The 22,262-nt window shown below is 39.1% G+C and carries 18 protein-coding genes; 5 read left to right on the top strand and 13 right to left on the bottom strand.

What is annotated here, in order from left to right:
* Nucleotides 1-114: 114 nt before the first annotated feature.
* Genes mukB through cmoM form a run of 4 tightly spaced genes read right to left on the bottom strand, consistent with a single transcriptional unit; the run spans nucleotide 115 to nucleotide 7,454 of the window.
* Entirely contained in the window at nucleotides 115-4,575 is a 4,461-nt protein-coding gene (gene mukB, locus GLP24_RS06975; protein WP_232615766.1) for a chromosome partition protein MukB, read from the bottom strand.
* Complete coding sequence (mukE, locus tag GLP24_RS06970) at nucleotides 4,575-5,321, bottom strand: chromosome partition protein MukE (RefSeq protein WP_101766992.1); 747 nt, start codon at nucleotides 5,319-5,321, stop codon at nucleotides 4,575-4,577. Before mukE ends, mukB begins: the two co-directional genes overlap by 1 nt.
* Nucleotides 5,302-6,624: a chromosome partition protein MukF gene (mukF, locus tag GLP24_RS06965; RefSeq protein ID WP_232574893.1), complete on the bottom strand. Its 1,323-nt coding sequence runs from the start codon at nucleotides 6,622-6,624 to the stop codon at nucleotides 5,302-5,304. The genes mukE and mukF overlap by 20 nt, the downstream gene beginning before the upstream one ends.
* A complete protein-coding gene (gene cmoM / locus GLP24_RS06960) occupies nucleotides 6,621-7,454 on the bottom strand; it encodes a tRNA uridine 5-oxyacetic acid(34) methyltransferase CmoM (protein WP_232583215.1) in 834 nt (277 codons plus the stop codon). Before cmoM ends, mukF begins: the two co-directional genes overlap by 4 nt.
* A 119-nt stretch (nucleotides 7,455-7,573) precedes the next feature.
* Here cmoM and elyC point away from each other — a divergent pair, with 119 nt between their 5' ends.
* Nucleotides 7,574-8,347 (top strand): envelope biogenesis factor ElyC, encoded by a 774-nt coding sequence (gene elyC / locus GLP24_RS06955; protein ID WP_232583214.1) that lies wholly within the window; start codon nucleotides 7,574-7,576, stop codon nucleotides 8,345-8,347.
* Nucleotides 8,348-8,593: 246 nt separating this feature from the next.
* Nucleotides 8,594-8,830 carry an RNA recognition motif domain-containing protein gene (locus GLP24_RS06950; protein WP_101766996.1) on the top strand — a complete coding sequence of 79 codons (237 nt, stop codon included), beginning with the start codon at nucleotides 8,594-8,596 and terminating at the stop codon, nucleotides 8,828-8,830.
* Between the two features lie 96 nt (nucleotides 8,831-8,926).
* On the opposite strand, the gene kdsB is transcribed toward GLP24_RS06950, so the two are convergent.
* From kdsB to GLP24_RS06925, 5 genes are all read right to left on the bottom strand, one after another.
* Nucleotides 8,927-9,673: a 3-deoxy-manno-octulosonate cytidylyltransferase gene (gene kdsB, locus GLP24_RS06945; RefSeq protein ID WP_101766997.1), complete on the bottom strand. Its 747-nt coding sequence runs from the start codon at nucleotides 9,671-9,673 to the stop codon at nucleotides 8,927-8,929.
* Nucleotides 9,673-9,852 (bottom strand): Trm112 family protein, encoded by a 180-nt coding sequence (locus GLP24_RS06940; protein WP_036795220.1) that lies wholly within the window; start codon nucleotides 9,850-9,852, stop codon nucleotides 9,673-9,675. The genes kdsB and GLP24_RS06940 overlap by 1 nt, the downstream gene beginning before the upstream one ends.
* Complete coding sequence (gene lpxK, locus GLP24_RS06935) at nucleotides 9,833-10,867, bottom strand: tetraacyldisaccharide 4'-kinase (protein ID WP_232615765.1); 1,035 nt, start codon at nucleotides 10,865-10,867, stop codon at nucleotides 9,833-9,835. The genes GLP24_RS06940 and lpxK overlap by 20 nt, the downstream gene beginning before the upstream one ends.
* A gap of 2 nt (nucleotides 10,868-10,869) precedes the next feature.
* The gene (gene msbA / locus GLP24_RS06930) at nucleotides 10,870-12,627 is read right to left on the bottom strand and encodes a lipid A ABC transporter ATP-binding protein/permease MsbA (RefSeq protein WP_232615764.1); all 1,758 of its coding nucleotides are present in this window, start codon (nucleotides 12,625-12,627) and stop codon (nucleotides 10,870-10,872) included.
* A gap of 140 nt (nucleotides 12,628-12,767) precedes the next feature.
* A complete protein-coding gene (locus tag GLP24_RS06925; RefSeq protein ID WP_232615763.1) occupies nucleotides 12,768-15,065 on the bottom strand; it encodes a DNA internalization-related competence protein ComEC/Rec2 in 2,298 nt (765 codons plus the stop codon).
* Nucleotides 15,066-15,094: 29 nt separating this feature from the next.
* Here GLP24_RS06925 and GLP24_RS06920 point away from each other — a divergent pair, with 29 nt between their 5' ends.
* The 3 genes from GLP24_RS06920 to GLP24_RS06910 all read left to right on the top strand — a co-directional run bounded on the left by GLP24_RS06920 (nucleotide 15,095) and on the right by GLP24_RS06910 (nucleotide 17,747).
* The gene (locus GLP24_RS06920; protein ID WP_101767001.1) at nucleotides 15,095-15,619 is read left to right on the top strand and encodes a DUF2062 domain-containing protein; all 525 of its coding nucleotides are present in this window, start codon (nucleotides 15,095-15,097) and stop codon (nucleotides 15,617-15,619) included.
* A 302-nt stretch (nucleotides 15,620-15,921) separates the two neighbouring features.
* A complete protein-coding gene (locus tag GLP24_RS06915; protein ID WP_101767002.1) occupies nucleotides 15,922-16,479 on the top strand; it encodes an HdeD family acid-resistance protein in 558 nt (185 codons plus the stop codon).
* A gap of 602 nt (nucleotides 16,480-17,081) precedes the next feature.
* On the top strand, nucleotides 17,082-17,747 hold the full coding sequence (locus GLP24_RS06910) for a DedA family protein (protein WP_101767004.1): 666 nt from the start codon (nucleotides 17,082-17,084) through the stop codon (nucleotides 17,745-17,747).
* A gap of 105 nt (nucleotides 17,748-17,852) precedes the next feature.
* Here GLP24_RS06910 and GLP24_RS06905 read toward each other — a convergent pair whose 3' ends face one another.
* The 4 genes from GLP24_RS06905 to lolC all read right to left on the bottom strand — a co-directional run bounded on the left by GLP24_RS06905 (nucleotide 17,853) and on the right by lolC (nucleotide 22,144).
* Nucleotides 17,853-18,404, bottom strand: coding sequence for an outer membrane beta-barrel protein (locus GLP24_RS06905; RefSeq protein ID WP_152652813.1), 552 nt, complete (start codon nucleotides 18,402-18,404; stop codon nucleotides 17,853-17,855).
* A gap of 605 nt (nucleotides 18,405-19,009) precedes the next feature.
* Complete coding sequence (gene lolE, locus GLP24_RS06900; RefSeq protein WP_101767006.1) at nucleotides 19,010-20,254, bottom strand: lipoprotein-releasing ABC transporter permease subunit LolE; 1,245 nt, start codon at nucleotides 20,252-20,254, stop codon at nucleotides 19,010-19,012.
* The gene (gene lolD, locus GLP24_RS06895) at nucleotides 20,254-20,943 is read right to left on the bottom strand and encodes a lipoprotein-releasing ABC transporter ATP-binding protein LolD (protein ID WP_101767007.1); all 690 of its coding nucleotides are present in this window, start codon (nucleotides 20,941-20,943) and stop codon (nucleotides 20,254-20,256) included. Before lolD ends, lolE begins: the two co-directional genes overlap by 1 nt.
* Nucleotides 20,936-22,144: a lipoprotein-releasing ABC transporter permease subunit LolC gene (gene lolC / locus GLP24_RS06890; protein ID WP_101767008.1), complete on the bottom strand. Its 1,209-nt coding sequence runs from the start codon at nucleotides 22,142-22,144 to the stop codon at nucleotides 20,936-20,938. Before lolC ends, lolD begins: the two co-directional genes overlap by 8 nt.
* Nucleotides 22,145-22,262: the final 118 nt, after the last annotated feature.

Genomic DNA, 22,262 nt, shown 5'->3' with positions numbered 1-22,262 from the left:
CGCTCAATTAGTTCTATCAATAACAGCCTTTGAGACAAATTACAGCCATAAAAAAAGCCAGCATCACTGCTGGCTTTTTTGCGTACTAAAAGAACTAATTGATATAATTACTGTTTACACAGGTTCAATATCTAATATCCCTTGTACGGGTATTTCTACTTTTGGTTTAGCACCGAAACCGCGTAAACCCACTACGTGTACATGTTCACGATCTTTAAATATTTTACGTACCAATTTATAGGTCGTACCTTTTTCAGGGCTAATATTTTCAGGGGCCGCAATTAATAGCTGCATATCTAGACGTTCACATAACTCAAATAAGGTCGCAATAGATTTACCATCTAAACGCGCGGCTTCATCAAGGAATAACAAACGACAAGGAATAATATCTTTACCGCGTAAACGGCGAGATTCTTCTTCCCAACTTTGTATAACCATCAATAGAATGGCTTGACCAGTACCAATAGCTTCACCGGTCGATAACGCACCTGATTCTGCTTGTAGCCAACCATCAGTACCACGATTAACCTCAATGTTCAGCTCAAGGTAGTTACGGTAATCCAGTAACTCTTCACCCAGAATTTGCGGTGAACGCTGACCCATATCAATATGTGGATTTAAACGCTGGAATAATTTCGCAATCGCTTCTGAGAACGTTAGACGATTATTACCAAATAAATCGTTATGTTGATCTTTTTGATCAAGTAACCCAAGCAGTAACGATTCATGCGTTTCACGTACTTTAACGTTAAGACGAACACCACATACCTGTCCAAAACCAACATGTTGTAGACCTTGGTTAAGCATTCGAATACGGTTTTGCTCACGCTGAATTGTTTTACGAATAATCTTCGCAACAGAATCAGAGCTGATCGCTAAACGTTGTTCACGTGCGGTAAGTTCTTCTGTTAAACGACCAAGCTCCGCTTCCATTTCTTCGATAGCTTCAACCGGATCATCAGTACGAATAATATCGTGACGAATACGCTCACGTAGATGCTGATACACCGCAATATAGAACAACACTTTACGCTCAGGACGCGCCACATCTTCTGAGGCACGTAATGCATCACGTAAGTTTTCGTTATCAGCCACCGCCAGGCGCAATGCACCTAGCGCTTTATCTGATAATGAACGTAGTTCGTCAGCCGACATGTATGCCATTTCACGGCGATGTAAACGACGTTCAACATCACTTTCACGAGCAAGGCGTAATACCGCACACCAGCCTGCTTTAGCATTCACAACCAACTTACGGAAGTCTTGGTAATCTTTACCCACTTTACGTAAACGTTTCATCAAGCCTTTCATTTCAAGCTCAATTGACGTGGTTGATTTCTCTAATGTACTGCGACGATTACGTGAACTGTGTAAGCGTTCATTCAGTTCATTACGACGCACTAATGCACGTTCTTCTGCTTCAACATCGGCACGAACACCCAACTCTTGCAGCTCACGTTCAAACTCAAGCACAGTTTCATTCTTAGCTTGATGCGAACTTTTCAGAGATGCTAACAACTGGTTATATTGGTTAGTTTGTGCACGTGATTGCTTCAAGCTTGCACGAGTTGTATTACGTTGTTGCTCAGCGGTCGCTAATTTTAGTTTTAGCTGATCATTAAGCTCTGAACTCTTGCTCAATAACTCAACCGAATCAGCATAACTAAAGTAATGACGACGCTCGGCCAAATCTGCAATCGCAAAAATCAATGTTTTAAGTTGTTGCAGTTTTTGATCGGCGGCTTCGTAATTGGCTTGTAATGCATCAAACTGCTCAGGATCGGCATTAAGTGCTGATACTAATCCTTCAAGTTCAATCAATGCTTTACCGTAACGATCCAAATAATTACGCGCTTCATCCATTTGCGAAAGTTGCTGTTCAACTTCTGCAAAACGTTCAGTTAGCGTTTCATCTTCAAGCAATGTCACGATGGGGTTTAATTTGCCCAGTAAGGTTAAGCCTTCACGTGCTGCGGCCAGTTGGCTACGTTGTTGTTGCTCTTGTACTTGTGACTCTGCCAACTGGCGCATGATCTGATTACGCTGATCACGGGCTTGTTTTAGTTCAACCTCAGGATCGGCATTAAAGGCAATCGCCATATGGGTTGCCACAAAACTATTAAAGCTTTGGTATAAACGTTGTAGCTTTTGCGAATCAAATGCCGCTTTGGCGTGATCTTCTACCACTTGATCACGCTCATCACGTAAAGACTCTAATCGCTGTTCACGTGCTGCTCGGCCAAATAATGGCACTTTCGGGAAGCGTGAATAACGTAATTGGCGATCGTTAAGATGCACACATACTGCATTCTCAAGTTCATCAACATCAAAGCCACTGTCATCAAATGAATCAGCATCACCTTCAATGATGTACAAATCATCGGGACAATCATCAAGAGCAATCAGCTTTTCTTTAATGCCACTTAAATCAGGGACGATAATTGCATGACGCGATGGGCCATACATCGCACTGAAATAAGGCGCATCCGCAAGCGTAATGTCATCATAAATTTCAGATAACATCGTACCGCCAAGCGTCTCAGCCAACGCACGCAGACCTAAATTGTCACTACCACCTGGTTGTGCCAAGTGTTCAATATCATGCTCTAATGTTTGTTTGCGTTGCGCTAATTGGTCACGCTTCGCTGACACTTGACGTTCATTATCAAGTGTTGCTTGCATTGCATCCATTACCGTTTGGCTACTGGTTAATTCAGTATTGGCTTGGTCGGCAAGGGTTTCAAGTGCATCTGAAGCGGCAATCCACGTTGGTGCAGAAGCTTCAAGTGCGCTAATACGTACAACCAATCTTTGCTCGTTATGACGCATGTCATTACGTTGCTCAACCAAGCTCGCTTGATCTTGCTCTAAGCTTTCTAAGGTTGCTTCATGGCGCGCTTGTTCTTCCGCTAATGCCAATTCACCATCAATGGTAGTCGCAAACTTTTTAGCATACGTTTCAGCAAGTTCAATCGCTTGACGTTGACTACGCACACTACGTTCTAAATCACGATATTGTGCTTTAAGTTGTTCACCACGCTCAGAAACAGAACGAAGCTGACGACCATGCTCAATTAACTCGCGCGCTTTATCACTCGCAGTAGTACGATCAACAACACCCGCAATTGTAGTCACAATTGCTAAGCCTTTTTCAAACTGCTGCGCGGCTGCTGATGACATATCAAGCTTATGCTTTAATGCCAATAACGCCGTTGTTTGCGTGTCTTGCTGTTGTTTAAGTTGTGCAAGATACGGTGGCGCTTGGTCTGGCAGCATTTGATGATCACCAGACAAATTACGTGCTTTTTCTAATGCTTGTACCGCTTGTTGGTACTGCAATGCACGGGTTTGCTGCATGTCCAATGCTTGTTGGTAGTCTGCTAACTGGGTTTTTAAGCTATCAACTTCTTCTTCTGTTAGCTGTGATTGTTCTTCGGCTATCGCTAATTGTTCAGCCGCCTCTTCAACCACCATCACTTGTTCTTCAAGACGTTCAGTTAACTCTTCAAGATCTTCTTTATAGCGAGCAATTTTCTCAGCTTGGCGAACAGCCGTTTGCACTAGCTGCAAGTGATCAGAGGCCGCTTGATGATCTTGCTCTAATGCACCTTCTTGCTCGGTAAGTTCACCAAGCTCTGCATTCATGTTATTTAACGATGATTGCTGATCAACAAGCGCCTGACGCGAACCCATTAGCTCACCACGTAAACGCAGTGTTTGCTCTAGTTTTTGCTGACGTTCGTTAGCATGACGCATATAATCGGCAGCAACATAATTGGTTGCTTCAGAAATCAAATGCTTAAATAAGTCACGATCCGTTTGAGTTAATTTGATCGCTTCTAACGTCATACGATTTTCACGTAACGCCGCTTCCATATCTTGGAAAGCTTTTTTTACCCCAGAATTATGCGGTAATAAATAGTCACGTAGTGAACGAGTGATTGCACTTGAAATACCACCGTATAAAGAGGCTTCAATTAAACGATAGAACTTTGAACGATCTTGGCTATTACGTAATTTCTTCGGTAATACACCCATTTCAAACATTTGCGTATGGTAATCAGTTACCGAGTTAAATGTTTTAAACTGCACCCCTTCGTGCTGGCTAACGAGATCTTTGACATCGTTAAGCTGACGAACACGGGCTTGGTTTTCAGAAATCGTTTCAACTAAAATTTCAGCAGGTTTGATATGTGACGGTAAACCTTGAATCAAAAATGGCTTAATATCCACTTTCTTATCGCGGCCAGCCACTTGCTGTAATTTAACTGCAAAAATAATACGTTGCTGCTTTGAGTTAACCACATCCAGTGCTGCATAACAGGCACCGGGTTTTAATTTACCGTGAAGACCTTTATCACGTGAAGCATTTGAGCTACCAGCTTCAGTGGTATTACGAAAGTGTAGTAAGCTTTGGTCTGGAATCAGTGTCGTGATAAACGCTGCCATCGTGGTAGATTTACCCGCACCGTTACCGCCTGAAAGCGTTGTCACCAAATTATCAATATCAAAGGTACGTGCAAAAAAGCCGTTCCAGTTGATCATAGTGAGCGATTGATACTTGCCGCGTTCCATTAAATACTACTCTCCTGTACCGCTTGCTCTACATCTTGTTGCATTTCAAGCATTTCTTGATTATTGGTGTCAATATCATCAAGTAAACTTGATTGACTTGACGTTTGCTGGTGAACCACGGCTTCACCGTCACGAATCAATCGTAACTGCGCTTCACGGACATCATCGCCAGTACGTACATCAGCACCAAAACGGAACACAGATTCACTGATACGGAACTTACCATTCTCACCAATTGGAATAAGCATTCCTAAGCGACGTAAACGACGTAATGACGTTTTTACTTTATCAAACAACTTTTCACGATCAAGATCAGAACCTAATGCGCGATTGGTGACAAGTTTCATTAACTTTTGTTCATCAGCTAATACTAATAACTCATCAAATAGCTCTTGATTAGTAAAGATACCTTCGTGTGCTAAACGCTCAGGGCTAAGATAAAGAAAACACAATACCTTACCAACGAGCATATCAATTTCAGATAACACTGAACGACCGATCAATGAGGTTGAACGCGGACGTAAGTATAAAAAACCTTCAGGTGCACGTACTAATTCAGCATTATAACGACGATAAAACATCGCTAATTCTTTCTCAAACTCAATTAAGTAAGCGTGGCTATCTAAATCTTCACTTGAAACATGGCGGCCAGAGCGCAACGCGTTATCTAGCGTAGGGAAAAGTGGGTTAGCAATTGCTTTTGCCAACTTCTCCGGCATAAATTCTTCAATATTTGTCAATGACATGGGCTTGTACCTTGGCTCCGTATTCATTAATTGCTTTCCAATCAGGCTGAATGGCATTGAAGTCCGCTTCGGAATAACCCATTCTTACAGCCTGATCAATCACAATCCGTGCTAAATCAAAATGTTGTGCATACGGATGTTGTGCCAAATAATCTTTAAGTAAAACACTCAAGTTGATTGGGGCACCTGTTGCTTTATGTGCTTGTAACATCAAACCGACTTTCTCAGCCAATAGATCGTTAACTAAATCAAGTTCTTCAAATTCCATTTCTCCAGGCACAATACCTGTCACTTCATCATCACGTAATATTAACGTTTCATCACGCATATCAAGTAAACGTTCAGCATCTGCAAATGTCAGTAACCATGGTGCATCGAAGTAATCGGTAACCGATTGGCGTAATCGTTGACTAAAGGCGCGATTTTTATCCATATCAATCGCAGTACGAATAAATTTATGCACATGGCGATCATAGCCAATCCATAAATCAATCGTTTGTTGTCCCCAACTGATAATGCGATCTAATTTCGTTTGCAGGATATAAATCATACCATCAACAAAATCAAGATCATTACGTCCTTGAATCGCTTCTTGAATAGTAAGTAATTGACTTTGAAGCTGATCACCTGCGGCCTGCAATGTATCTTGCAATTCACGTAGTGTTGATGATGTTTCATCAAGTAATGCTTCACAATTACTGATAGCAGCTTGCCAGTCTTGATTTAATAACTCTGCAATATTGAGCTTCACTTGTTGCTGCTGCTCATCCATTGCACGTTGGTTTAAATCGATACGATCAAAGATTTCAGCGACGGAATATTTTAAAACTGCATGCACATTTAGATGCCAATGTTTTTCATCACCGCCGTCTTGTGCTGCTGTCGCTGCTTTATTGATCTCATCTGCCACCATTGCTAACTGAATAGATAGTTTTAGTGTTGAGAATTCACGTTGCCGCACGTAATAATCAGTAATGCCGAGCGCTAACGGACTTAATCGATAAATACTAGCGCCATCAGTCACCTCACTGGTAAAACGTGATATCAACCGCTGTCTTACCAATTCATTTATGGCGTTATTGGCACGAAATGCTAGGGTTTCCTTGGTTTGACCGAACATATCGCTCACAATGCGAAATGCATCAACCAATTCACCTTCCCCTAATTCTTCATCAAAGCGATCACCACTTAAGACAGCAATCGCTAACAAGAACGCCAGCCGTTCTGTCGGTAAATTAAGGGCAAACTCATTATTTTTGACCCAATTTACTAACTCAGGAACAGTCTGGATAACTTCACTCATCCCTTGTCCTTATTGCTATTATTTAAATTTGTCACCACTGTTGACGTTACATCTGTGAGAGGCTTACGCGCATACACATGAATGTAACGACCTAATGACAAAAAAGGTTCCTGACGACAAAGCTTTTGCTCCATATCAAGAACTTGTTCGAAACTGTAATCACCCATTCGATCATGCTGCATATAATCATGGAATGTGCGTACGCCGGTCTTACCCATTATGTCAAACCCAGCCGTCGTTAGACACTGATATACATCATCAGGTTTTATATCTTGCTGAGGTTGTAATTTAAACCGTTTACGGTGTGGCATGCCCTGTTCTATATGGGTTAAATTCCCACAAATCAGATTCTTAAACAATAACCCGTTGTAGTTATAAAACATGACAGAGATAACGCCACCGGGTTTTACGTTATCTAATAAATCGGTTAATGTTGCAATTGGATCAGCCAGCCACTCCATAACCGCATGAAAAAGAATTAAATCAACGGGAGCTTCAATATGCTCACTAATTTCTTGAATCGGTGAATGCACTAACCGATATTGCTCAACTAAGCCATTTTTAGCAATTTCTTGTTCCGCTAATGTCAACATTTCGCTAGAAAGATCACATAATGTTACGTAATGCCCAAGAGCCGCTATTTTTTGAGATATTTGCCCAATACCGCCACCAGCATCTAATACTTGTAATGGCGAGACACCATTCAATTCCTGCAGTATATATTCGATATCTTGCCAAACAACAACTTGTCGTATTTGACCTTTCGCTGTGCCATAAATATTATCAGCGAATTTTTTCGCTAAATCGTCAAAATTTCGGTCTTTTTTCATGGCTCATTTACGTTATGATAGCGATGCTAGAATATGGCTTATTTTCTCACAAGCGGTAAAGGAATAAAGGCTTGTGATCGATTTTAGGGCTCAACTGCTGAAATTTCGGACGACATATTATGTTTATACTTAAAAAAATCATCTCAACATTAATAATGCCGCTACCGTTTCTATTATTAGTCGGCGTTATTGGTTTATGCGTACTGTGGTTTACACGTCGAAAAAAATTAGCTTCTATCTTAGTAAGTATCTCTCTAATTGGTATTTTCTTATGTTCTTTTCAACCACTAACAACCTTTTTACTACGACCATTAGAACAAGAAAATTCAGCCTTTGTAAGTACCACTAAACCGATTAGCTATGTAATGGTGCTAGGTAATGATCAAGTGATTGATAAAACCTTTCCAATTACCTCTGAGCTATCTCAAACTGCGATTGCACGGTTAGTTGAAGGTATTCGTATCTTCCGTATGTATCCTGGCGCAAAATTAATTTTATCAGGATATGGTGGAATAGCCTCTCATGGCATTAGTCATGCTCGTTTAATGGCGCACTTAGCCATAGCGTTAGGTGTTAATAAACGGGATATTTTATTATTTGAATCGACAAAAGACACCAAAGAAGAAGCTTTTCAAGCTGCTGATGTTGTTAAAGATAAGAATATGATTTTAGTAACATCAGCCAGTCAAATGTCCCGTGCACTTTACTATTTCCATCAAGCTGGATTACAGCCAATTGCCGCACCAACAAATTTTAGAGCCAGTAATAACATTCGTGATTTTGTGCCTGATTCAACCTACCTCACTCAAATGGAAATTATTGAACACGAACGTTTAGGGCAATTATGGCAGCGTATTACCCGTCTATTATTAAACTCAAAAACTGAACATTAACAGGCCGAGAAGGCAAAACATGAAACGTTATAAATTATCCAACATCATGTTTTAGCTACTTTATTTTTAGCCAGAGGAAACATTGTATAACTCTGGCTTTTTTAAGCTAACCTTATTTTTAGCATCATTATTAAACTCATGCTGTTCTAGTATTATTTTTATCTCATTATTTTATTCTAATCTCAGCATGCTTTACTGCATTTCATGATAAAATAATGACTTATTACTTAACAAAGAATTTAATTCATGAAACTTTTAATCCGTAGCCTTTCTCGCAGTACCACTGAAGATCAAATTCATAAAATGTTTGAAGAATTTGGCAAAATTAGTGCGTGTAATCTTGTATTAGACGAAAAAACAGGTAAATCAAAAGGATTTGCATTTGTTGAAATGGCTGATGATGAGCAAGCAACTCGCGCAATGAAAGCTCTTCATGAAATGATGGTTGATAAAAGCCGTATCCGTGTAAAAATTGCTGAATAATCCAATATTGGCTTTATTTAGAAACAAAAAAACCGAGTAAATAATACTCGGTTTTTTTATGCCAATAATATTCTTTTTGCGAACTAACTATTTCTGTTAACTCACTAATTGACGTACCTTTTCTAAATCTTCTAATGTATCAACCCCTGCTGGCGGTGCATCAATAGCAACATCAACATGAATTTTTTCACCATACCAAAGCACGCGAAGTTGCTCTAATGATTCAATCTGTTCTAGTGGGCTTGGCTGCCAATTAATGTAGGTATTAATAAACCCTGCACGATAAGCGTAAATTCCAATATGACGCAGTATATTATGATGAACAATCCGCGGTTGCTTAGCAAAATTATCACGATCCCAAGGAATAGCGGCGCGACTAAAATACAATGCGTAACCGTCTTTATCCGTCACCACTTTTACTGCGTTAGGATTAAAGATTTCATCATGAAGATCAATCTCTACCGCTAATGTTGCCATTGGTGCATTGAAATTCGCAATATTATCTGCAACTTGACGAATAATTGTATCTGGAATGAGCGGCTCATCACCTTGCACATTCACCACAATATGATCATCTGCAAGTTGATATTTAGCAACCACCTCAGCCAAACGCTCGGTACCTGATTGATGATCAGTTCGGGTTAAACAGACCTCACCACCAAAACTATGTACCACATCGACAATACGTTGATCATCAGTCGCAACAATGACCTGATCGGCACCAGATTTACATGCTTGTTCGTAAACCCATTGCACCATCGGTTTACCTGCAATATCAGCTAACGGTTTACCAGGTAAACGTGTTGATTGATAACGAGCAGGAATAATAACAGTAAAGGCCATTACTTAACCTCATCAGAACTTAATGTACGCGCTTCTGAATCAAGTAGAACAGGAATACCATCATCGATAGGATAAGCAAGACGATCAAACTTACACACTAATTCATTATTTTCTTTATCGAAATTCAATTTGCCTTTACATACAGGGCAAGCAACGATTTCAAGCAGACGGTGATCCATACTTTTCCTTAACCTCTATAATCTGTTTAATTATGGCTGATGCTTGTGGCTCAGAGATAACTGCATCAACAGGCAGATACCACCAATTATCCTCAGCGAATGGGTAACACTTTACCGCATCTTTTTCAGTCATGACTAAATGTTGCCCTTGTTGGGCTAACTCTAATAATGTTTGATGAGTAAATGCTTGATGATCAGCAAAAGGCTGACATACAACAGGCTTTACTCCTAACGTATCTAATGTCGCAAAAAATCGTGGGGGATGACCAATACCCGCCATTGCAACGACCGACGCTAACGATGTAGCCGCACAACGGGCACCGGTTTTAATATTAATTAATTCTGATGGTGATAAATGCATTATCGCTTCATTAGCGTGAGCGATGCCACCATTACAAATAAGGAAATCAACATCATTTAAACGCTGACATGATTCTCGTAACGGGCCTAATGGCAATAATTGCTGATTACCAAATCGACGTTTACCATCAATAACGACTAATTCAAGATCGCGCTCAAGAGCATAGTGCTGTAAACCATCATCAGTAATGATGACATCAATATCATGCTTCAATAGCAGTTTTACTGCCTCGCTTCGAACCGGGGCAACCGCAACAGGCACGCCAGTTCTACGACGAATCAATACTGGTTCATCGCCAGCAAGATCAGTACTGGTATCACTCTCGACAAAATACGGATAATACGGCGCTTTACCACCATAACCACGTGAAACGACACCGGGTTTTAATCCTTGCGCTAAGAGTTGCTCTACCAACCAGATCACGACAGGTGTTTTACCATTACCACCAGCAGTAATATTACCAACAATAACCACGGGTACTGGCGCTCGATATGCTACTTTTTTACCGTCAACATACTGCTGCCGCTTACGACGACTAATCATGCCAAACAGTTGACTGAGGGGCCACAATAATGGCCACAACAGTAAATAAGCAATTCTCGCTTTACCTTTAAGCGCAGATTGATACCACAGAGCCTCAATAATAGCTGCCACAATTAATCACCAAATTGAATACGATGAAGTTGCGCATAGGCACCATTTAAGCTAATTAATTCGCCATGTGTGCCACGTTCAATGATTTCACCATCATCGACCACTAAAATTTGATCCGCTTTTTCAATCGTTGATAGGCGGTGAGCAATAACTAAAACAGTACGATCTTTTTGCAGCTCATCCAGTGCCTGTTGAATTGCACGTTCTGACTCAGTGTCCAAAGCAGACGTCGCTTCATCGAGCACTAACACTGGCGCATTACGTAATAACGCACGAGCAATAGCAAGACGCTGGCGTTGACCACCCGATAAACTCACACCATTTTCGCCAATAATAGTATCAAGCCCATGCTCCATGTTTTTAATAAAGTCCATTGCATAAGCAAGCTCAGCGACACGTTCAATATCAGCACGGGTATAAGCATCACCACCTGCGTAAGCAATATTATTTGCAATCGTGTCATTAAACAAATGAACACTTTGCGATACTACCGCAACTTGGGAACGTAAATTTGACAAGGTGTAATCTTGAATATCAATATTATCTAAATGTAGATCGCCCGAATCGATATCGTAAAAACGCGTCAATAAGTTAGCAATAGTACTTTTACCTGACCCTGAGCGCCCAACAAGAGCAATGGTTTTACCCGCAGGAAGTTCAAAGCTTACATTACGTAACGCAGGTGTATCTTTCGTTGGGTAAGTAAAAGTAACCTCTTTTACTGATACATCACCTTTTACGCGTTCAACTTCATGCTTACCATGATCTTTTTCTGTATCTAAATCCATTAAATCAAACAATGTATGACAAGCAGCCATACCACGTTGAAATTGAGAGGTAACATTCGTTAATGATTTAAGTGGACGCATTAAGCCAAACATTGCACCAAATACGACAGCAAAAGTACCCGGCGTTAATGAATCACGTAATGATGGTGTATTAGCAAGAATTAACACCACAACCAATGCTGAAGAAGCAATAAGTTGGATAATAGGGTTAGCAATCGCCTGTGCAGAGACCAATTTCATGGATTGGCGACGCATTAAATTACTTACATAATCAAAACGTTCTTTTTCAACCTGCTGCCCGCCGTAACTTAATACGACTTTATGACCTTTTAGCATTTGCTCAGCTGATGAGGTAACAGAACCCATTGCATCTTGCATATTACGTGAGATCTTACGGAAACGTTTTGAAACAATGCCAATACTGATAGCAACAACAGGGGCGATAACAATCAAAATAGCGGATAACTGCCAGCTATTCCAAAACATCAATACCATTAAACCAATGATCGAAGCACCTTCACGAACAATACTGACTAATGCACCACTCGTCGCAGAGGCAACCTGTTCAGAGTCATAAGTAATACGTGATAATAATGCACCTGACGCTTCTTTATCAAAAAATGCTACTGGCATTTTCATGAAATGTTGAAATAACCGCCGACGCAGGCTCATTACAACATTACCAGAAACCCATGATAAACAATAAGTTGACACAAAACCACTTGCACCACGCATGATCATTAAGCCAACCAGATAGATGGGCATCATGGCAAGAAAGCCTGAATCTATGTTATCAAAACCACCAAAACTTTTATCAAGTAACGGTTTGATCATTGATAACATTAAGGTATCACCCGCCGCATTAATGATCAGCGCAATAACAGCAACAATAATGCCTGCTTTATAGCTCTTGATATAAGGCCACAGTCTTTTATAAGTATCTTTGGTTGATTTTTCTGTTAATTGCGTCATGAATGCCAATTTTGATGAAATACAATCTTCCTATTCTACCCTTAAGATTGCTATCAACCAAATTTGTCCACAATCCTTTTCTCTTAAACTACTTTTTATGCTCATAAAAACGACACTAAATACCATTAATATTCATTATTTTATTCTTTAGCTAACCATTGTGGCCGATACCATGCTTGAGAGTAATGATAACGTTGTTGTTTAACGTTGTAGTTATTTGGGCTCATGATTATAGATACTTGACCACTATCTTGGGTACTAATCCAATTAACATTATTAGCTTGATACCGTTTTTTTATCATCATTGACGGTAAACCCCATGGATTGAAATGCCCAATTGATACAACGGCTAATGATGGTTTGACTGCATCAAGTAAAGTTTGTGTTGAAGAAGTGCTGCTACCGTGATGTGGCACTACGATAATATCGGCTTGCCAATCTTGCACCTGCGTTAACATAACTAACTCAGACTTAGCATCAATATCTCCGGTTAATAATACACTTGGACCGCTGCCATCTACTGGTTGAATATGAATAACACAAGAATCTGAGTTTGTTGCTCGATCTGTGGTAGCTGGCGGCCATTTAACTGAGAATTCAAGTCCCTGCCATTGCCATTTTTGTCCCATAACACAGGCTAAAAAGCCATCGCGTTGATCACTACTGTATTTTTCTAGAGGTTGATAACGCTGTATAAGATAATCACTGCCTCCAGCATGATCATTATCAGAATGACTTAAAACAAGCCCATCAACAGCTGATATTCCTTTATAAGCTAATATCGGTTCAATAATTGATTGTGCAATACTTTTTCCCTCCCAAGCATTACCCGTATCATAAATAAATACCCGCTGCTGTTTTTCTATTAAAATAGCTAATCCATGACCGACATCTAATATCTTCATCGTCCATTGTGATTGATCACTCTTTCTATTCTCCCACCACCCACTGCATGCAATAAAAATAATACTGACGTAAAACCAACGAAAATACTTTAATGGTAATAATGGCCATACAACAATCATTACCGCAATCATCACTAACAGTGGCGTTATTGAAGCCGATAACATCATCCATGCACCATTACTCCATGCCGCAACGTTTAAAATGGGTGTTAATGAAAAATCAGCCAATAACCAAAACAATGATGATAACCACGGCCACCCTACGGTTATCACACCAATCAAGACTAAAGGTACGGTAATAAAACTAAGCCAAGGCACCGCAATTAAATTAGTTAATGGTGCCGCAAGAGAAACGCCACCAAACCACCACCATTGAATGGGCAACATTAATAACAATAAATATCCCTGAACCTTAAATAAAGACTTTATGCGTTGATACCATCGCTGTTGCCAAGACAATGTTGTCATTGTCGGTGAATTTTCAATAATAAACATAATTAAGAAAATAATAACCGCACCAAATGACAGCCAGAATCCTGCGCTGTAACTCACAAAAGGATCCCATGACAAACACAAACCTAACGTGACTAATAATATTTGCCAAGGTCGCCAATTAATTGCAGTAATGCGTAAAACACCCACGATTAAGCACATTAATAACGCACGAATTGTCGGTAAGCTAAATCCTGCAAGCCATGCGTATCCAAAAGCAAATAACAACCCGCACAACAAAGGTAGCCATAACCAATAACCCGTTTGCGGTAAACATAATCGTAATAAATAACCTATCCACCACCCGATAAGCATCGCCAACCCAATATGCAATCCTGAAATGGCTAATAAATGCGCCAACCCACTATCACGTAAATCAATCCAATCCTGCGCTTCAAGCCCTTCTCTTAATCCAAAGGTTAAAGCCGTTAAATAACTTTGATGACGAGTATTTTTTAGTAAGGGGGTTACGTTATCTAACCATTGCTGGCGAAATGATATTGAAGATGACAATCGCGTCGGTAATCCATTAGCATTGATAACAACTGCGCGACCATGAATACTGCGGCTTAATGCGTATCGCTCACGATCGAAACCCGCTTGATTAACACGCCCAACAATGCGACTCAACCTAACAGGCAAGCGCCATATTTGTCCTTGTTTTAATCTTGGTGCATCTTTCCAAAAAACCATCAGACGTAATGGCAGTACAAAATCAACATTAGGTGAATGTAAATTTAGCACCTTTACTTCAAAATACTCCGTGGGTATATTTTCATTAAAAAGCGTACTAATGCTTACATCTATGATAGTATTAGAGCTGTTTATTGGAATACTATCAATATTGTTAATATATTGATTAGCATCAAAAACAGCCCAGAATATAGCAAGTGAAAAGCAAATAAAAATAACACTTCGATACACCATAAACACAATGACACCAACGACTATTATTAATAGTAAATACCCATACGGTGGCAACGTGTTAAAGAGATGTAACGACAGATAACCGCTTATGCTTGCTATAAATATTTGAACCATATGGCTTTAGCCAGTCAAAAAAAAATATTATGCCAAGACATTTCATTAAAAAATTTCTGCCTAGCCATGAAGTCATTAAACGCCAAAAAGCGTTAAAAATATTTGGCAATGTACTTTATAACCCTAATCTATGGTGTCTAAACCGTCGCTCTGCGTCTGGTGCTTTTGCTGTTGGGTTATTCATGGCTTTTGTCCCTCTTCCAAGTCAAATGTTAATGGCTGCTGGTCTCGCTATTATGTTTGGCGTGAACTTACCTTTATCCGTCGCACTCGTATGGGTCAGTAATCCCGTCACGATGCCCGTACTTTTTTATGGCGCTTATAAGCTAGGTGCCTGGGTACTGCATAGTCCTGATGTTGGCTTTCATTTTGAGTTAACATGGGATTTCCTTTTAAATCAAATGAGCCAAATTGGCCCACCGTTCTTATTAGGTTGCTTTATTTGCAGTGTTCTAAGTGCATCTATTGGCTATTTTGGTATTCGATGGCTATGGCGCTATTCAGTCGTACGTAGTTGGAATCGCCGTAAATTTCGGATTCCAAAAACACGTTAACTGTAATTTTGTTATAACAATAAAACTCTGTAATTGCGGAGTTTTATTGTTAACTCCCCTTTCTTTGAGAAACCACCTCCATCATTTCACTTTCTAGATGGTCAATTTTTCACAATTACTCGATCTAACGCACATTTATTTTTCTTATAACGGCATCAAAAACTTATATTGCTAATTAGTTGCACTTAATTCCTAGTAATTGTTATTGTTCAGTCTACTATTTAAAAATAGAATACAGCCTTAAATAGCAGTAACTTATTGCCAGATGATAAGCATTAATATTTTAATTAAAGGGAAATAAAATGGAAAATCCAGTAAAGAATTTACTCACAAAAGGTTGGAAGTGGTTTGTTGTCGTTGGGGTTATTGTTGCTTTAGCCGGTATTTTTGCAATTAGCTTGCCCGTTGCAGCAGGCATGACAATCACAACAATTATTGGCGTGATCTTCTTAGTCATAGGTTTAGTACAGGTTTACCACACCTTTAGTATTCCACAATGGAAAACTAAAATTTGGTATGTCATCAGTGCGCTATTTTATCTTCTTGGCGGCTTATTCATTCTAGGACAGCCATTCATTGGCTTAGTTACCATTACCGTTCTTATGATCGCCACTATGGTATTTAATGGTATTACACGAATGATGTTTGGTTTTAGCAGCCGAGAGCACCTTGCTGGCTGGCGTTGGATTGTTTTCAGTGGTTTATTATCAACAATCATTGGTATCTATTTCTTTAATCTAATGCATAACCCTGAATTCTCAATGTCACTATTGGGCATCTTTGTGGGTGTTTCTTTAATTTTTGAAGGTATTAGCTTTATTTTCATTGGTTCACAAATGAAAAAAGCACTCCTAAAATAAACACACTCAGCACACAATCATAATTAAAGCTTCAGTTAACTACTGAGGCTTTTTCTTTATAGATCATAAAGTAATAGGTAAAAAATAGAATTAAAAAAACATTTTCATTACAAAATATTATAAAAACATTGCCTTTGATTATAATTTTAAGTAAAAGTGTATTTTTGATACTTAGGCGATACTGTTGATGAGTTATCTTACTCTATTTAGCTTACTGCTAAACGCTTTACTAGTAAGCATAACAACTATGGCAGTGCCTACACCGTGGTATCAATACGACTCTCATCAAGCATCAGAATTTAACATTATAAATAATGAAAAAAACTGGCACGATAATGTCGTAATTTTATCCAATAATAATCATAAAACACGACAACTATCAAAAATAGACAAGAAGAAATTTGTTCCAGCTCTATATTGTGATAACAATGTCACTAGACAAGCCCACCAAATAACAAGTCATTATTCTAAACATCAACGGTATTCACATCTTATTCTTGCTAACTTTCAATACCGTTTTACCCATAGTCGTCGGCAATTACTGTTACTCAATTTCCACGACATTTACTTTAATTATGACTCTGACTACAAGGACTACATAGATGCTTGATTCATTTGTATCTATTTTTTCAGCGCTATGGCAACAAGATTTTGCAGCATTACAAAACCCTGAAAGTATTGTAATGATCTATTTTTGTGTCACCTTTGTTATTTGGTTAGAAAGCGCATTTTTACCCGCCGCACCATTACCTTGCGACAGCATTGTTATTTTATCGGGTACATTAGGTGCTATGGGTATCATTGATTTTAAATTAATCGTATTTTTATTAATTATGGCTTCAGCTATCGGTAGCTGGTTAGCTTATTTACAAGGCCGTTGGCTAGATCATTTACCTAAAGTGAAACAATGGGTCGAGATGGTTCCGCCTCATCGAATGCAAACAGTAGATAAACTATTAATTCGACATGGTGTTGTGGCTTTGTTTGCCGCACGATTTATACCCGTTGTACGTTCTTTACTGCCTTTAGTTATGGGCTTTAGAATCAAAAACCAAGCACATTTTTTCCGTTTTGCTTGGTTAAGTGCTACTGCTTGGATCTTATTACTGACAGGATTAGGATATTTATTAACGCTATTACCTGAAAATATCGCTCGCATAACAACCATGATATTAATGGTGGCACCGTTTATTACCTTGAGTATTGCAATTATTAGTCTGTTTAGTAGTTGGTTAATTAAGCGTATTAAAAAAAATAATATCGCTTAATCTCTCTTTACAAAATCAAGTTACAAAACCGATTTACAAATCAATAGCTATAAAAAAACCCGCTAAATTTAGCGGGTTTTTTATTGTCAATATTCGGGCTAAAACTTAGAAGTAGAAGCGAGTACCGAATACGATGTTAGTTAGGCTGTCTTTCGCTTTACCACTTGAGAACTCAATATCGTCAGTTGCGATGTTGTAGTTAACTTCTGCACTTAGTGCAACATTAGGGTTGATGAAGTACTTAACACCAGCCGCTAATTTAAGGTTTAGTGCCCAAGAATCACCACTTTGACCAGCATCACCGTCAAGACCATCTTTGTTGTTGTAGTTTAGAGCTGCAAGCTCAGTTGCTGCACCAACGTAAGGTACCCAGTTAGTAGTGTTAACAAAGTTGTATTCAGTGAATACACCTAGTTTACCGCTAACTGCATCATTTTCGTCTTTAGCTGCAACAGAAGCAGTACCACCTAGCTCCCAGTTGTCTTTAATAAATGTACCGTAAGAACCGTTTAAGTTCAGATCCCAACCACTACCTAGTTTAGCGTTACCTTGAATACCAATTTCTTGTGTACCAGCTGGAAGTTGAACAGCTGCTTGTGCAGCAACAGGAGCCATTACAGCAAAAGCTACTAATAAACCTAGTGCATTCTTTTTCATTTTAATTCCTAATTGTTTTATTTATTAACAAATCGCTGTCTATTTATAGAATGACAGTCTTATCGATTATAGAATAACAGTCATATTCGATACAGGATAAATTTGATCTAACGACGACTAAAACCGATTTGTTTTTAAGTAGCGACAAATTATCATGTAAATATGACACTGTTAAATTAAACAATATAAATTCACAAAAAAAAGAACAGTGTTCGTAATTTATATGTCATATAAATTACGATTAGAAATTTCAGATAAACATCAAGCAGCATCAATACTGACATGTGTTTCTTTTTTTATAAAAAATCATCACTAAAAAAATAAAAAAAAATTAAGAAAATAAAAAAAAAGAGCCCAGCAACACTTATAAATATCACATTTAAGGCTAATTTGTAATCAAATAGGACACATCGCACTCTATTTGTGAGTTTATTTATTACGCATTTTATCTTTATTTACAGACTAAAAATGAACTTATCTCTAATAATGCGTTAAACACCGCTTTTTTTTGACTATTAAGGCTATTTACTTAACCAACAAATAAAAAAGCGGAGTCTCGTACTCCGCTTTTCAACTAACATAACAGCTGTAAATTATATAAGTTATTACTTAGCACTCAATACTCGTGCCGGGTGTAATCGACTTGCTCGTGTCGCTGGATACCAAGTGGCAATCAAACTCAATACAATTGCAGTGGTCGTAACAATCGCCACATCCTGCCATGCTAATTGCGTTGGAAGAAAGTCAACAAAATAGATATCGCCAGATAAAAAACGATGCCCGATGATTTTTTCTATCACTCTAACAATATGCGTTAGATTAATAGCAATTAATGACCCAAATAATGAACCAATAATACTACCCAATACACCCGACAATACCCCATGCCAGACAAAGATAGATTTAATCAGTCGATCAGTTGCCCCCATGGTACGTAATATTGCAATATCAGCGGCACGATCCTTCACCGCCATCATCAATGTAGAAACAATATTAAAACAAGCCACACCAATCACGAGTACCATCACCAAATACATAATGGTACGAACCATTTGAATATCACGGTATAAATAGCCGTATTTTTGGGTCCAACTTTTTAGATAAACATAAACGGGTAGTGTATCACCCACTTCTTTTACGATTTGTTGGGCGTTAAGCACATTATCAACATTCATTTCAATACCTGAGACACCTTGTCCCATATCTAAATATTGTTGAGCATCTTGTAACGGCACAATGGCTAAGCTGTGATCAATTTGTCCACCTAGGGCCAGCAAACCAACAACCTGTAATCGAATACGTTTTGGGGCACGTAACTTCATTTGAGGATCAGTATTTGGAATCATTGCGGTGATCCAATCGCCAACCTTCAATTTAAGCTTAGTTGCCACACCTTGACCTAAAATAACTTCACGCTTACCCGCTGTAAATCGCGACCAAGCATTATCTTTAACATAACGAGGTAGCTCACTGACTTTTAATTGTTCTTTTGGATCGACACCACGTACAGCAACTGCTTTAAGTTTAGAGCCTCTTTCAAGCAAGGCTGTAAATTCAACATAAGGCGCGGCGGCAGTAATATGTGGATGCAGTTCTACTTGCTTTAATAACGGTTTCCAATTATTTAATGGTGGTTGTACGGCTTGTAGTTCACCTTGAGGAATAACAGACAGTACCCGTGTTTGTAATTCACGCTCAAAACCATTCATCGCCGACAAACCAATGATGATCACTGCAACACCGACTGCAATTCCAAGCATTGATGATAAAGAGATAAATGACACCATTCTATTTCGTTTTTTAGAACGATTAAAACGACTACCTATATAGAGAGATAACGGACGAAACATTACTTCTCCTTAATCTCAGCTAAAATACCATCTTGCATATACATACAACGATCAAGTTTTGATGCTAATTGCGTATCATGGGTAACCACTAAAAATGCCGTACCTGATTCAGTATTAAGCTTACGCATTAGATCATAAATATCTAACGCTGTTTGATGATCTAAATTACCCGTCGGTTCATCTGCCAATACAATCGCAGGGTTATTCACTAAAGCACGAGCAATGGCAACCCGTTGGCGTTCCCCCCCACTCAATTCTGATGGACGATGTTCAAGACGATGACTCAACCCCACCATATCTAGCATATCTTGTGCACGAGTACGGGCTTCACTAATAGCAACCCCGCCAATCAATAACGGCATGGCTACATTTTCAGTCGCTGTAAAGTCCGCTAACAAATGATGGAATTGATATACAAAACCAATATCTTGATTACGAATTTTAGCCTGTTTATTTGAACTTAAGGTATCTAGGCGCTGACCTTTAAAAAACACTTCACCGTTAGTAGGTTCATCTAGTGAACCAAGAATATGTAATAACGTGCTTTTACCTGAGCCAGAAGAACCAACAATAGCCACCAACTCATGATCAGCGATATCAATATTAACCTGTTTCAATACTTCAGTTTGTAACTGACCCTCTTGATAGGTTTTACATAATTGACTACAAGATAATAATGGATTATTCATAACGAAGAGCCTCAGCAGGACGGACAGCTGCCGCACGATAAGATGGAAAAATAGTCGCTAATAAGCTCAATATAATAGCGCCAACAATAACAGCCAAAATTTGCATTGGTTCAAAGTCAACAGGAAGAGAACCACCAATAACCGCAAGATTGACCCCTAAAAATGCCATGATTGGATTTAGGTAGTAAGAGATTATCACGCCAAAAACACCACCCAACAGAGCACCAATGACACCACTACTTGAACCTTGTACCATAAATAACATCAATACCTGTCGATGAGTCATCCCTTGTGTTTTCAGAATGGCGACTTCAGCTTGCTTCTCCATTACAACCATTATTAACGCTGAAATAATATTAAACGCAGCAACTCCAATGATAAGCCCCAACATCAGCCCCATCATATTTTTTTCCATTTTAACCGCTTGGAATAACTCACCGCGCTGTTCACGCCAATCTGACCATTTCCAATCGTTAGGCAAGGGTATTTTTGCTAATTCTGTCACCGCAAAAGGATCATTTAGATACAAACGCCAGCCCGACATTTGATCCAATTTATAATGCAATAATCGCCCCGCATCAGAAATATTAGTGAACACCAACTGCTTATCAACATCAGAGCCTGTATCATAAATACCAGACACAGTGAAATTACGCTGGCTTGGTAAGCGTCCTAATGGTGTAAATTGGCTCGCACTAGTCACCATTAATCGAATTTTATCACCGGGTTGAACGTCTAATTCAACGGCAAGTGCTTGACCAATAATAACGTTAAAACTACTCGGTTGAAGATCTTTTAATGAACCAACCATAAGGTGATCGGCAATAGGATCATATTGATTAGGTTCAATACCAATCATCATACCGGCAGCTAATGAGTTGGCACTCTGAATGATGGTTTCACCACGTGTTATTGCGGTCACTTTTGTTACATGCGGTAATTGTTTTAATACTTTCGGCACATGCTCCGAGAGTGGAACGCGACCATCAGCATTGGTGACAATAGCTTGTGGTAACACTCCTAAAATTCGATCTTTGAGTTGTTGTTCAAAACCATTCATAACCGACATTACTGTAATTAAAGCCATCACCCCCACTGTGATGCCTGCGGTTGACATGTAAGAAACAAAGCGACTAAAGCGATCACCAGAACGCCCACGTAAGTAGCGTAAACCAATAAAAAAAGATACAGGATGAAACATAGGCTTAAAAAACCACTCCTTTATTTGATAGCTCAAGAATACGCGTTAACGGCACTGTTTACCATCTAGCTAAGTAAATGTAATGTAAAAACAGAGGGTAAAAGATACCCACTTTACT

The sequence above is a fragment of the Photobacterium carnosum genome (assembly GCF_021236965.1).
GTDB lineage: Bacteria > Pseudomonadota > Gammaproteobacteria > Enterobacterales > Vibrionaceae > Photobacterium > Photobacterium carnosum.
The sequence above is the reverse complement of the archived record's forward strand: the minus strand, read 5'-3'. Positions and strand labels throughout refer to the sequence as shown.